11 protein-coding genes are annotated in these 13,027 nt (G+C 54.0%); 6 read left to right on the plus strand and 5 right to left on the minus strand.

The window, feature by feature from the left end; translation table 11 throughout:
- Positions 1-9 precede the first annotated feature (9 nt).
- Positions 10-585: a glycosyl-4,4'-diaponeurosporenoate acyltransferase CrtO family protein gene (locus TREBR_RS00855; RefSeq protein WP_013757347.1), complete on the plus strand. Its 576-nt coding sequence runs from the start codon at positions 10-12 to the stop codon at positions 583-585.
- 86 nt (positions 586-671) lie between these two features.
- On the opposite strand, the gene TREBR_RS00860 is transcribed toward TREBR_RS00855, so the two are convergent.
- From TREBR_RS00860 to hisG, 3 genes are read right to left on the minus strand one after another with little or no spacing between them, the layout of a single operon-like run.
- The gene (locus tag TREBR_RS00860) at positions 672-1,706 is read right to left on the minus strand and encodes a threonine aldolase family protein (protein WP_013757348.1); all 1,035 of its coding nucleotides are present in this window, start codon (positions 1,704-1,706) and stop codon (positions 672-674) included.
- The gene (locus TREBR_RS00865; protein WP_013757349.1) at positions 1,703-2,353 is read right to left on the minus strand and encodes an imidazoleglycerol-phosphate dehydratase; all 651 of its coding nucleotides are present in this window, start codon (positions 2,351-2,353) and stop codon (positions 1,703-1,705) included. Before TREBR_RS00865 ends, TREBR_RS00860 begins: the two co-directional genes overlap by 4 nt.
- A gap of 24 nt (positions 2,354-2,377) precedes the next feature.
- Complete coding sequence (gene hisG, locus TREBR_RS00870; protein ID WP_013757350.1) at positions 2,378-3,232, minus strand: ATP phosphoribosyltransferase; 855 nt, start codon at positions 3,230-3,232, stop codon at positions 2,378-2,380.
- Between the two features lie 456 nt (positions 3,233-3,688).
- Here hisG and TREBR_RS00875 point away from each other — a divergent pair, with 456 nt between their 5' ends.
- On the plus strand, positions 3,689-4,924 hold the full coding sequence (locus TREBR_RS00875) for a cation:proton antiporter (RefSeq protein ID WP_215904827.1): 1,236 nt from the start codon (positions 3,689-3,691) through the stop codon (positions 4,922-4,924).
- Positions 4,925-5,073: 149 nt separating this feature from the next.
- Here the strand turns inward: TREBR_RS00875 and TREBR_RS00880 are convergent, their stop codons facing one another.
- Positions 5,074-6,072, minus strand: a complete 999-nt coding sequence (locus TREBR_RS00880; protein WP_013757352.1) for an NYN domain-containing protein — start codon at positions 6,070-6,072, stop codon at positions 5,074-5,076.
- 62 nt (positions 6,073-6,134) lie between these two features.
- A complete protein-coding gene (locus TREBR_RS00885) occupies positions 6,135-6,794 on the minus strand; it encodes a tetratricopeptide repeat protein (protein WP_083816410.1) in 660 nt (219 codons plus the stop codon).
- Between the two features lie 292 nt (positions 6,795-7,086).
- Here TREBR_RS00885 and TREBR_RS13355 point away from each other — a divergent pair, with 292 nt between their 5' ends.
- From TREBR_RS13355 to TREBR_RS00910, 4 genes are all read left to right on the plus strand, one after another.
- A complete protein-coding gene (locus TREBR_RS13355; protein ID WP_013757354.1) occupies positions 7,087-8,937 on the plus strand; it encodes an endo-1,3-alpha-glucanase family glycosylhydrolase in 1,851 nt (616 codons plus the stop codon).
- Between the two features lie 212 nt (positions 8,938-9,149).
- Positions 9,150-9,881: a hypothetical protein gene (locus tag TREBR_RS13360; RefSeq protein ID WP_013757355.1), complete on the plus strand. Its 732-nt coding sequence runs from the start codon at positions 9,150-9,152 to the stop codon at positions 9,879-9,881.
- 71 nt (positions 9,882-9,952) lie between these two features.
- Entirely contained in the window at positions 9,953-11,428 is a 1,476-nt protein-coding gene (locus TREBR_RS00905) for a hypothetical protein (protein WP_013757356.1), read from the plus strand.
- A gap of 34 nt (positions 11,429-11,462) precedes the next feature.
- Entirely contained in the window at positions 11,463-12,854 is a 1,392-nt protein-coding gene (locus TREBR_RS00910; RefSeq protein ID WP_013757357.1) for an ABC transporter substrate-binding protein, read from the plus strand.
- Positions 12,855-13,027 lie beyond the last annotated feature (173 nt).

Consider the following 13,027-nt stretch of genomic DNA (forward strand, 5'->3'; position numbering starts at 1 on the left):
GGGTTCGGTATGCGCACGACAGTATATTTATGGATTCTCGGTATATCGATCACGATCGTTTTTTGTCTGAACGCGTTTCTGATAAATACCGGAATAGGTTTGGGCTTTATCGTATTGTGCGGATTTTTAAATCCCATTCTGATATTCGGACTTGACGCCGCCGTTGCGGCCGCCATTCACGCGCTGCCTGCGAAATGGTTTGATCCGTATGAAAAACGGTATCAGCCGCTGAAAATCGAAAATTCGATCTATCGCAGGATACGGATAAACGCTTGGAAAGATTACGTTCCCGATACCGGAAAATTGACTACGGGGCTTTCAAAGTCCGAGATTACCGGTACGGATACCGATTATCTGCATTTGTTTTTGGTGGAAACCTGTTACGCCGAAACCATTCACGTGTGGATGGCGCTCACGGGACTTATCCCCGTTCTGTTCATAACGCACAGCCTGCTGTGGTCGATGCTGATTCCGCACGCGCTGATAAACTTTTTTCTGAACATTCCGCCTATTTTAATTCAGCGCAACAACCGTCCCAAACTGATCCGGTTGTATGAGCGCAATTTACGGAACCGCGCCGGATAACGTTTGGCGCTGAAGGTACTAACCGGCGCCGGATAACGACCCGATTGCGATCCGCACTGAAGGTACCGACCCGCGCAGTTCCGAAATTACAGTTTCGCGATATCCGCAATCAGCCGATTGACGGCGTCTTCCGTCGTTGCCCAGCTGGTACAGAAGCGAACCGCCGTTCCGCCGTTTTCAAGCGGCTTCCAAATTGAAAACGCATAATCTTTGCCGAGCGCTTCAATCTGCGCGGCCGTCAGAATCGGAAACTGCTGATTCGTGTACGAATCGTACAGAAACGGAACGCCTTTTTCGGCGAACGCCCGCCTGACGCGCAGTGCCAGTGAAACGGCGCGTTCGGCTATGGAAAAATACAGCTTTTCGGTGAACAAAACGTCGAACTGGATGCCCAGCAGCCGTCCTTTTGCAAGCATTCCGCCTTTTTGCTTTATCAGATAACGGAAATCCTTTTTTAACGCGGAATTCGTAATGACGACGGCTTCACCGAAGAGCGCGCCGACTTTGGTTCCGCCTACGTAGAATACGTCGCACAGCCGCGCAAGGTCTGCAAGCGTTACGTCGTTTACGGGAGAGGCGAGTCCGTACCCGAGCCGCGCGCCGTCGGCGAACAGCAGCAGGTCGTTTTCGCGGCAAACGGCCGAAAGCCGCTCGAGCGCGGCTTTGCTGTAGAGCGTTCCGTTTTCCGTGGGGAACGAAACGTACACCATCGCGGGCTGAACCGAGTGTTCGCGTGAAGCGTCGTTCCGGTGTGCTTCGCAGAGCGCGGCGACCTGTTCGGCGGTTATCGTACCGTCGGCGGAGGGAAGCGGCAGTACTTTATATCCGCAGGCTTCTACGGCGCCGGTTTCGTGCCCGTTGATGTGCCCGCTGACGGCGGAAACGACGCCCTGGTACGGCCTGAGTGCGGCGCTGATAACGGTCAGATTCGTCTGCGTGCCGCCTACCAAAAAGTGAACGTCGGCGGCGGGTGCAGCGCACGCCGCTTTGATTTTGGAGCGAGCGGCTTCACAATATTCGTCCGTTCCGTAACCGGGCGTCTGTTCCGCGTTCGTACATGCGAGCGCTTCCAATATCAGCGGATGGGCGCCTTCGGTATAATCGCATTCAAACCGCGTCATACGATGACTCCTTTCGTCGAGGGGATTGCTCCCGTGCGGCGGCTGTCTGCGCTAACCGCGTCGCGGACGGCGCGGGCGGCTGCCTTGAAAAGCGCTTCCATTTTGTGATGATCGCTTCTGCCTCTCAAAACGTCGAGGTGCAGATTGCATTTTGCGCCCGAAACGAAGCCCTGCCAGAAATCTTCAAACGTATCCGTCTGAAAACTTGCAGCCGTGCCGTCCGCGCCGAGGGAAACGAGCGGTACGCCGGTAAGCGCGGCTTCGCACACCAGATACGGCCGTCCGCCGAAGTCGACGGCGGCGCGCGCGAGCGTTTCGTCCATCGGATAGAGGCACGAACCCGTGCGGTATATACCCGCGCAGTCGCCGAGCGCTCGGGCAAACGCCTGACCGAGAACGATGCCGGTATCTTCTATTAGATGGTGCTGATCGACGTGCAGATCGCCTGCGATGGAACCTTTCAAATCGAAAAGGCCGTGTTTGCAGAACGAGTTCAGCATATGAGCGAAAAAGCCGATCGGACACGCGACGCTGCACGCGCCCGTTCCGTCAAGATTCAGCTCAAGCGATATATCCGTTTCGCCCGTCGTGCGCGTAACGGCAGCGGTTCGCGCCGCCGCGTCTTGCCGCGAGTATGTACCGTTCATGGGAACCTCCTGTAAAAGCACCGGTTACGCAAGCACTTTGCGCAGATCGTATTCAAGAATGTCCGTTGCGCCGAGCGTTTTCAGTTTGGGCAGCAGATTGGGAACTTCGCTTTTTTTAACGGCGATTTTGATCGCGTATCCGTCGTCGCCGTACAGCGGCGAAACGGTGGGACTGCGCATGGAGGGCAGTCCGGTAACGAGTTCCTGAAACCGTGCGCGCGTAACGTTCATTTCGAGCATGACACGGTCGCGGGCATCGATGACGGCCTCGAAAAGCATTTTCAGTTCCATTATTTTACGCTTTTTTTCGGGATCGGCGAGCGCGGCTTTCGACGCGAACATGCGGGTGGAACTGGTCATGATGGTATCCACGATGCGCAGGCCGTTTTCAATCAGCGTTCGGCCGGTCGCCGTATTGTCTATGATCATGTCGGCGTCGTCGGGCGGAAACACTTCGGTCGCGCCGTAAGTGCGCACGACCAGCGAATCCATTTTGCTGCGGTCAAGCCAGCGGCGCGCGATGTGTTCGTATTCGGTTGCAACGATAACGCGTTTTGCGCGGAGAGCGTTGTCGTCGATTGCGGCGGGAACGGCGGCGACGATGCGAACCGTGTCGAATCCGAGATCCATGATTTCTTCAACGTCCGCACCGGTTTCTTCGATCCAGTCGCGTCCGGTAAAGCCGACATCGTGCGCGCCCAATTCGAGGAGTTTGCCGATATTCTGCGGCTTCATGACTTTTGCCTCAAGATCGTCCTGATTGACGGTAGGGCGGTACGCGCGCTCGGGCAGTTTTACGCTGATGCCCGCTCCGTTGAACAGTTCGACGACGTTGTCGTAAATTCTGCCTTTGGGCAACAAGATTTTCAATTTTTCCATAGTATCCTCCGTGTTCGTTACGCTCGGTTCACAGCCGAGGGCGCGGTCCGCGACTGAATCTGCCGAACGGCAGGGTGCGTGATCCGCGGGCACCAAATAAAAAACCGCTCACCCGAGAGGCAAGCGGTCTTCTGTATGACATTCGACATTCGCACGCGTCTTTCAGGCGGAAAAAGAAGAGAATGCGTGGTGATGTGAATGCAGTTTTATTTCAGTCATTATATTTGTATTAAATGCGATTTTTAGCGTTATGTCAAGAGGGCCGCTGATACGCCCGTTGACAATGCAAACCGAGTGCCGGCAAGAACCCGCGTGCCGCCCGTTGACAATGAGTGCCGATGTTTTTATAGTTGAATCGGGAATGAAGTTCTCCCGAGGAAAATCCTGAACCGGGACCGGCCGCCGCGCTGCAGAACGTAACTGCGCACGCACGGCGCGCGGTCTCTGATGACTTCTGTGATTACGATCGCAGAGTCTCCGTTCGGATTCTGCAAAGGGGAATATATGCTGGTAAGTCTCGCGCTCGTTTTTCTGTTCGGTTCCTTTTTCGGAAGTCTTCTTCAAAAACTGAAATTACCCGGGTTACTCGGCATGCTGATCGCAGGGATCGTGTTGGGGCCGTCCGTCTTGAACGTATTGGACGAATCCCTGCTGTCTTTGTCGGACAATCTGCGCCGGATAGCGCTGGTCGTCATACTGATGCGGGCCGGGTTGTCGCTGAACGCAGGTGATCTGAAAAAAGCCGGCCGTCCGGCGCTGCTGCTGTGCTTCGTGCCCGCCGCGTTCGAGATTGCGGGAATGCTGATCGTTGCGCCCGTTTTACTGTCGGTTTCACTGCTCGACGCGGCGATTTTGGGAACGGTAATCGCGGCGGTGTCGCCCGCGGTAATCGTACCCAAAATGATTAAACTTCAGGAAGAAGGCTACGGTTCCGCCAACCGGATCCCGCAGATGCTGCTCGCGGGCGCTTCGGTAGACGATATCTTCGTCATCGTGCTGTTTACGATTGCGACGGACATTGCGCTCGGAGGCACGGCGTCCTGGGCGACGCTGCTGAACGTTCCGATATCCGTCGTTTCGGGAATTGCCGCCGGAGGCGCGACGGGCGCACTTTTATCCGTCTTTTTTGCAAAAGTACACGTTCGGGATACGGCGAAAGTACTGATACTGCTGAGCGTGTCGTTTCTGCTGCTCGGCGCCGAGCAGGCGGTGAAAGCGTACGTGCCGTTCTCCGCGCTGCTTGCGGTGATGTCGTGCGGGATGGCGCTGCTGCGTTTCCGTCCGCCGGTTGCCCGGCGACTTGCGGTTAAGTTCTCCAAATTGTGGGTGGGTGCGGAAGTCGTCCTGTTCGTTCTCGTCGGTGCGGGATTGGACGCGTCGTACGCGCTGCAGGCCGGCGGTGCCGTCGTCGCGCTGATTGCGGCCGTGCTGGTTTTCCGGATGATCGGCGTCGCCGTCTGCGTGGTCGGTACGCACCTTTCCGTTAGGGAACGTCTTTTCTGTATGATCGCCTATATCCCGAAAGCGACGGTCCAGGCTGCCATCGGCGCGCTGCCGTTAAGCATGGGACTTGCGTGCGGTAACATCGTGCTGACCGTCGCCGTCGTTTCCATTCTGATAACGGCGCCGCTCGGCTCGTTTCTGATCGACCGGACGTACAAGCGGCTGCTGCCGCACGACCGCGAAAACTGACGCCGGAACCTCCGTTTCGGGCGTACTGTCGTATACGGCAGCGCTCGCCGCCGCCGCGCTGTTCCTGCGAAACCCGCTGCGTAATTCGGATGCCGGCAGTTCAGTCGGCGGTTCAGCCGGCAGTTCGCCCGTTGGTTCGGACGGCGGAATCAGTTCTTTTTGAGCTCCCAGGTGTTGCCGCTGTTGCGGATAGTGACGAAGCCGCGTTTTTCCGCGTCGAGGGCGAGCGACTTGAACCGCGTGTAACCGAATTTGCGCCAGTTGAATTTTTTGGATGCTTCGTCGAAGCGGATCCAGCCGCCGGTCGCGTCTTTGCCGGGAGCGGGTAACCCGCCGAGCAAGGCGGCAAACACTTCGGGAATGCGATCCGCGGCGGCGGCGTCGAGCGCGAGATTCGCTTCGTCTATGCCCGCGTATCGGACGTTCGTCTGCTTTACGGCGTCGTTGACGAACGATTTCCAGTTGCGGTACCCGATTTTGCGTTCGTCGAAGTCGGCGTTCAGCAGCTTCATGCGGATTTTAACGGCACCGATTGCGACCGGTTTTTTCGTTTTCTGTTTTTCTTTGGACATGATGCTGACCGCTTCTTCAAGCAGTTCAAATGCCTGCTGTTTGGTCATTTTGCGGTCGGGCTTCGATTCCGCGGAACCGGCTTTATCGTCTCCCGCAGCCGAGTCGTCGACGGACGTGTCGTCGTCGGCGATGATTTCGCGGTAGTCGAGGTATTTGTCGGCCATATTGAGCAGATCTTCCGACGCGTTGTTTTTAACGTCGCAGATGATGAGCGTCTGCTTTCCGTACTTGCGCAGCGAAAGCAGCAGCGGCCGAAAATCGGCGTCGCCGGTGATCAGTACGTAACTTTCGATATGCGGATATTGAAAGATGAGTTCCACGCCGTGTGCGACCATCGACATGTCCGCGCTGTCTTTGCGGGATGCCGGAACGTGTATCAGCTCGAAGCTGTTCGAGGCAAGCTCCGACGCGATGTTTTTGATGTTGTTTTTGTTCCAGTCGCCGAACGCCATTGCGTACGAGATTTTGCCCGCTTCGGAAATGGTGTCGATGATGGATTGAATATAGCTCGTGCCGGCCGGCGGCGTAACGTTTTCTATATCCCAAAGAATTGCGGTGTATACGTGATTTTCCATTATATCTCCTCTGATATGTATGCGCGCCGCCGTTAGAAAGTTTGAAGCGGCGGCGCGGCGGTTTACGGTTTTTCCTGCTTGAGGGCGTCTATGCGCGCGCGGATTTCGGCGGCGTGTTCGTATTCGAGCGATTCGGCTTTTGCCAGCGCCTGTTCCGCTCCGGCAAAGTCGCCGTTGAGCGCGCGTGCGAGCGCCAGATTTGCCTGCGGAACGTTTTGACTCGGATCGAGCGCGACCGCTTCTTCAAGTGCGCCGAGCGCCGCCGCTTCGTCGTTTCGCGCGATGTACAGTGCGCCGAGGCTTGCGTATGCCTCGGCCTGAGCGGGATCAAACGCAATCGCGTCGGTGTACGCGTGTTCGGCTCCCGCATCGTCTCCGGCCGCGCGGTACGTCATGCCGAGATTGATAAAACCGCGGTAGTCTTTTTTGGCGGCGAGTGATTTTTCCTGACATTCAATCGACGCAGCGTAATTGCCGGTCATCTTATAACTGTTGCCGAGCAGCATGTACAGGAGCGGCTCCGAATAGTTCGTTTTTTCGGTAAGCGCTTGTTCAAACCGTTCGGCGGCTTGCGCATAATTTCCGTTTTTATAATAATCCATGCCGGTTCGTACGGTTCGGTCTCCGGGTTTCGAGCCGAATACCGTAACGGCGATTCCCACGGCGAGGCAGGCGAGCGCGCCGATAACGAGCATACGGCTGAATTTTTGTCGATTATCCATGCGGTAACTATACTCTATTTCAGTCGGCGCGTATACGGGGTTCCGCCGCTCTCATACGAATACTGCCTTCGTACGAATACTGCCCGCTGCGCTGAAAGTGTCTGCGTGCCGCCCGCAAGCCGGTTTGCGCTTTCCGCCCGCCGCACGTGAGAAAATCGAAAAAGAACAAAAAAAGAAAACTTTTTGTTGACAGTTCCCATTTGTGGGTATAGACTAATTACAGGTTGAACGTTAAACCGATATAAGTAAAACGTTCAACCTGTAATCGGAATTATGCTTCGAGGAGGCTTTGATGAAAATTGGAAAGAGTCCGGCGGGGTTTGTCGCGGTCGTTTCAGCTGCCGTTCTGACGGTGGTGTTCGCTGCGTGTACGAGTTCAATCGGACCGAAACAGACGGAACCGGCTGATTTTTCAGCACAGATAGCGGCTGCCCGGGCGTCTTTACAGATATTTCCTCCGGCCGTGCGTGAAGAAAAAGAACCTTTGGTGCTCGTGCATTACATGCCCTGGTTTCAGGCACCGCCGGTTTCGGACGGATACGGTTTTCACTGGCATCAGGGCGGCGGCGTGTTCGATCCGTTTGAAACGGATCAGGACGGCAAGGCCAAAATAGCCTCCCATTATTATCCGCTGACGGGACCCTACGATACGCGCGATACGTCCGTACTTGAATATCAGGCCGCGCTGATGAAAATGAGCGGCGTGGACGGCGTGATTTTCGACTGGTACGGAATCGAGGACGCGCTCGACTATAAGGAAATTCAGGAATCGACGCTTGCAATGATTGCGGTGATCAAAAAAGCGGGGCTCAAATTCGCGGTTTGTTATGAAGATCAGAGCATCGGCAAAATGATAGAAGCCGCGGCGCTTGCAAAAGCCGACGCGCAGGCCGCCGGAAAGAAAGTGTTCTCCTGGATGCAGCAGAATTGGTTTTCCGACGACGCGTACGTTACGTATGAAGGCCGCCCGCTGGTGCTGTGCTTTGGCCCGCAGTTTTATAAGGATAAAGCGCAGTGGGACGATCTTTTTTCGGTTATGGAAGTGCGGCCGTATTTTATCGGTTTGGATAATCATAGTGAAGGCTGGACCGACGGTTCGTACGACTGGCCGCCGATGTGGGCTTCTTCCAGCGGAAAATTGTCGTTTGCCCGGCTGGTAAAATATCTGAACGAATTTTACGCCAAACAGAACGCCAAACCGTATCTGGTTGCGACGGCGTTTCCGGGCTTTCACGATATTTACCGGGAAGCAGGCAACGGATTTTCTTACGGATATCTTGAGTATGCGGATGGGGAAACGTTCAAGCTGACGATGGACGCCGCGCTGCAGGCGAATCCGGACGTTATTCAAATCGGAACCTGGAACGATTACGGCGAGGGCACGATTATTGAACCGACGATTGAGCGGGGATACCGTGAATTGGAATGCATTCAGGACGTAAAGCGGCGGTTCAATCCGGCGTTCGGCTGGGGATACGGCGATTTGCGTATGCCGATTGAACTTTACCGGATTTTGGCAGCCGATTCCGACCCGGACGGCCGCAAACCGTACGCCCGTGCCGCGGTAGACGCGCTGTTTGCCGGTGATGCGGCGGCGTATAAAGAAGCGCTGCGCGCCGGAAACATAAAAGCGTCGCTCGACGTAAAACCGGTGCTGCGTTCGGTTACGCAAGGTGCCGGCGGCGCTTCCGGTTCGGGAACGCCGGTATTCGACACGGCGGGCCGTAAGAACCTTGCGCTTGGAGCGCCGGTGGTCGTGTCGAGCCGTATCTACGATTTTACCGGCAATAAAGCCGTTGACGGCGATCTGCTGACTTATTGGGAGGGCGCGGCTAAACAGTATCCGGCGACGGTTACCGTTGATTTGATAGCAAGCCGGCAGCTTTCCGCGGCAGTGCTGAAATTGAATCCCAAGCGCATTTGGAACAAGCGGACGCAGACGTTTGCCGTTGAAACGAGCGACGACGGCACGGCTTTTACCGAATTGCTGCCGGCAGTGGAGTACGTGTTTGATCCGGCGGTAAACGAAAATACTGCGGTCGTTACGTTGAACGTTAAAGCTCGGTACGTGCGGTTCGTGTTTACGGCCAATACGGCGGCAAACGCCGGCCAAATTGCGGAGTTGGAAATTTACGGAGAATAAATAAGCGTAATGTAAAAAATAGATTTCGGTTCCGGTCGGCTGCCTGAAAAACGGCCGTTCGGGAACGAACTTGCTGCTGTGAAAAATCCCGTTTTTGACGATCCGTCGGATAGAAAAAATCGGGAAAAGTCGGCGGTACCGTGCGGGTGGAGAAAAGCGTGCGGTTCCGCCGCAAAACCGCTTATGCGGTGAATTATAAGGAGGAGCCGAATATGAAAAGAACGGCGAAAATTACGGGAGCTGCGCTGGCAGTTGTTCTCGGTTTGTGTATGACGGGATGTCCTAACGGAAACGGCGGTGGGGAGGCTCCTGCACCGGAAGATACTGTTCGGGATGCGGCGATCGTCAAGGATTGGCACATTGCCCCCGGAGACCAAAACAAAGTGGACGCTGCCAAATTAAAGATAGAGGCGGTAACGGCAGTCGCTGACAAGGCGAATTGCATGAAGGTTACTTGGTCTTCGTCAGCAGCATGGAAGATGTGCGAACTGTACGCCCTGCTGCCCGCCGATGTTGATTACGGTATATACGACGGACTCCAGTTCGACGTTAAATTACCCGTTTCTTCGAATTTCCTTCTTATGATCCGCAATCCGAAGGGTACCACGGTAAAGGTTGCTGAAGACTTTGTGTATCGTGGAACGGATGATGATGGCGCGTTCGTGTGGGTAACGGTTAAAAAGCCTTTTGCCGATGCGATTGACACCCAATGGGGACAACCTCTGTTAGGTGACGCTACTTTAAAGGAATGGCTTACGACGGATAAGACTACGCAAAAGCAGCTTAACCTTAACCCCGTGCTGAATCCCGGAGCAGATACCGTTATGGGTGAGGTCGATACGGATTATGTCACCTATTTTGATAATATCGGCTTTTATGTAAAAGGTGCGGCTAAGGACGGATCGGAAGATACGTTTACTGCCGTTTGGGACTTTGAAAAATAAATGAAGCGGAATGCGGAATCCTGCGGGGTTCCGCATTTAACCTTGCCTGAAGTTAAAAGGAAATTATCGTAATGAATAAAAAAATGGCAATTACGCTTCTTGTTTTTTTTACCTGTTTATGCGGATTGTTTGCCGGAGAAATTTCCCTGAGCGATTCGGCTGCGTTCAATATTACGTCGCGAACGTCGTTCGGAGTCGATTTGGATAATCCGTACCGGTACGGACTGAAACAGGAACTGACAACTTTTGAACTCGTCATAGGACTTGTTCCGTATCAGAAACTGAGCAATCGGGTTAATTCTTCGGGTGCCGTGGGGTTTATTGATTTTACGTTGTTTCATCTGGATCTGCTGTTTAGTGGCAAGGTACTAGGATACAATGCGCCCGGAAACGCCACTACGAACAGATATCAGACCGGTGAATTTATTGCCGGCATTGCAAAGGGTAACTGGGTTTTTCAGCTGAACGCCGCGGGCAACGAACCGTTTTGGTCTCCCTGGAACAAGGGAATTCAGTTTACGAACGATAAGGTGAAATTTACCTGGGCGTATCTGGATTCCATGGTCGACGTAAAGCGCGTCAGCAAAGTTTCCGAACTGAAACCGCAGGATCCCGTTGTAACACAGTTCCAGCAGGACGGGCCCGGATCGACCGACAAGTTCGGCTTGAATCTGACGGGGGCAACCGTTGCCGCGCTGTATAATAAAGAAGACGTGTTCGGCTTGAACTTGAAATTCGCAACGGAGTTTCCGTATGACAGCGAATCGATTTCAAAACACAATAAGAACGGCATCGCCGCCGGTGTGGACGCGGTTATTACGCCGCCCGCAGTGAACGGCCTTAAAATATTCGCCTCTGCAGGCGGTTCGTATCAATACGGTCCCGACGCGAACTCGGATCCGGTTGTGTTCGGAACGAAAATCGGCTATACCGTTCCGCTGAACGCAGACATTTCTGTGGAACCGTATGCCGGAACGGATATCGGCATCAAATTTAAAGACGGCGGCGGCACGGATCCCGTTGAATTTGAAGTGTCCGGCGGTCTGACGATGCGGTGGCCGGGTCAGGGCGGATGGTATACGGACTATATTTTGGAAAAAGAAGGCCGTGTGTTCCCCGGTATGTCTTTGGCGTACTGCGTGTACGGCACGAGCGACGCGGCGTCATCGCTTGATCACCGCGTTAAATTTACGTTGTTCGAGCCGCGCGGCGACGAAGGCTTGTTTTATAAACTCGGTTCGGAGATAATTGCGGACGCAACCAATCTGGGCAAAGACGATTGGCAGCTGCTGGGTACGTTTTATTTTGATTATGAGATGCCCGGATTTGCCGGAACCATGGGAACACTCGTTCCTTGGACGATTATCTGCTATGATAATTATTCGGACTCCGGTTCGCGGAAAAACGGATTTAAAACGGATATCGGTGTAAAACTTGAGAACGCCATTTCAAATACGACGTTCGGAATCGCCTGGAATACGGGAGATTTGCTGGCGGAAACGCCTGTTTTGGGATATTTGAAGCTGACTGCGGAAGTCAGGTTCTGATATAGGTATCATTTTCCATAAAAAGGAGGATTTTATGAGAAAAACTATGGTAACAGTCTGCGCGCTGTTCGTTTGCGCGGCAGGTTTGCTGTTCGCCGGTGGTAAAGGGGACGCGTCTTCTGGTAAGACGACGCTCAAATTGGGACTGTGGCCTGAGGAAACGCTGACCGGAGATATCAAGCTGCATGAAGGTTATTTGCAGAAATTCAAGGAAACGCATCCGGACATAGCCGTTTCACCGCTGTATTACAAGTACGCGACGGATACGTTCGTTTCACTGGCGGAATCGGGACAGCTGCCGACCGTTTTTGAAACCTGGTTTACCGAACCGCAGAAACTGATCGACGGCGAATTCGTCAAAGATATTACCGCCGAATTGAAGGCGCGCGGCTGGATTGAAAAAATGAATCCGTCCATTGCCAATCTGCTTTCAAAGAACGGTAAAATATACGGAGTGCCCCGCGACGCGTATGCGCTCGGTCTGATGCTGAACGTTGATCTGTTCAGAAAAGCCGGTTTAGTCGACGCAAACGGAGTGCCCAAGTATCCGAAGACATGGGACGAACTTGCACAGACCGCGAAAATCATCAAAGACAAAACGGGTGCCGCGGGCCTTTGTCTGCTGGCAAAAGATAACGCGGGCGGCTGGCATTTTTCAAATATTGCCTGGGGATTCGGCGCTGAATTCGAGAAATTCGACAAGAGCGGTAAATGCATCGCTCAACTCAATACTCCCGAAGTAGCCGCTGCGGTTCAATACGTAAAAGATCTGAAATGGAAGTACGACGTTTTGACTCCCGACCCGACGAACGAAGACTGGGGTACCGGTTTCCGCGCTTTGGGTACCGGCACTGCGGCCATGTATATTGCCGCTCAGGACGCCGTTAATATGCCTACACAGGTAAACGGCCTTGACGTTAACGACCTGTCCATCGTTCCGGTTCCCGCCGGTCCCAAAGGACAGTATTCGCTGATGGGCGGTACGCCGTATATGTTCGCCGCGAACGCGACGTCTGCCGAAATCAATGCCGCGCTGGATTATCTGGTTATCATGGGTAAATCGCCGGAAGTAACCGACGAATCCGTTGCAGGTATGAAAGCCGACGCTGCCAACCGTTACAACGAGGGAATTCCGGTCATTCCGCCGTTCCCCGCTTGGACTGATAAAGCGCTGCTTACTGCCCGCGACGCGGCCGAAAAACCGTACCGCAACGTAGACATGGCGCTGTTCAACGACTATTACGCCAAAACGACGGAAACGACGAATTTGAAGTCGGAAGAACCGATTCTTGCACAGGATTTGTACGCCGAATTGACGAAAGTGCTGCAGGCAGTTCTGACCGATAAAAATGCGAACGTGCAGACGCTGCTGAATACCGCGCAAAAGAATTTCCAGTCGATTCTTGATACGCAGTATAATAAGTAAAAATCGATACTTCGGGGAACTGTCCTGGAAGTTCAAAAAACTTCACACGGACAGTCTCCGGGTATTACCGGTTTTGAATCGGAACGGCCGGTATGAAAACTGCTGTTTTTTTACCGGCCGATTTTCCGTTTTACAACCCTTTTTGGAACGCCGGCGGCAGGAGACGGCTTGCT

The organism is Treponema brennaborense DSM 12168 (assembly GCF_000212415.1).
Lineage (GTDB): Bacteria > Spirochaetota > Spirochaetia > Treponematales > Treponemataceae > Treponema_F > Treponema_F brennaborense.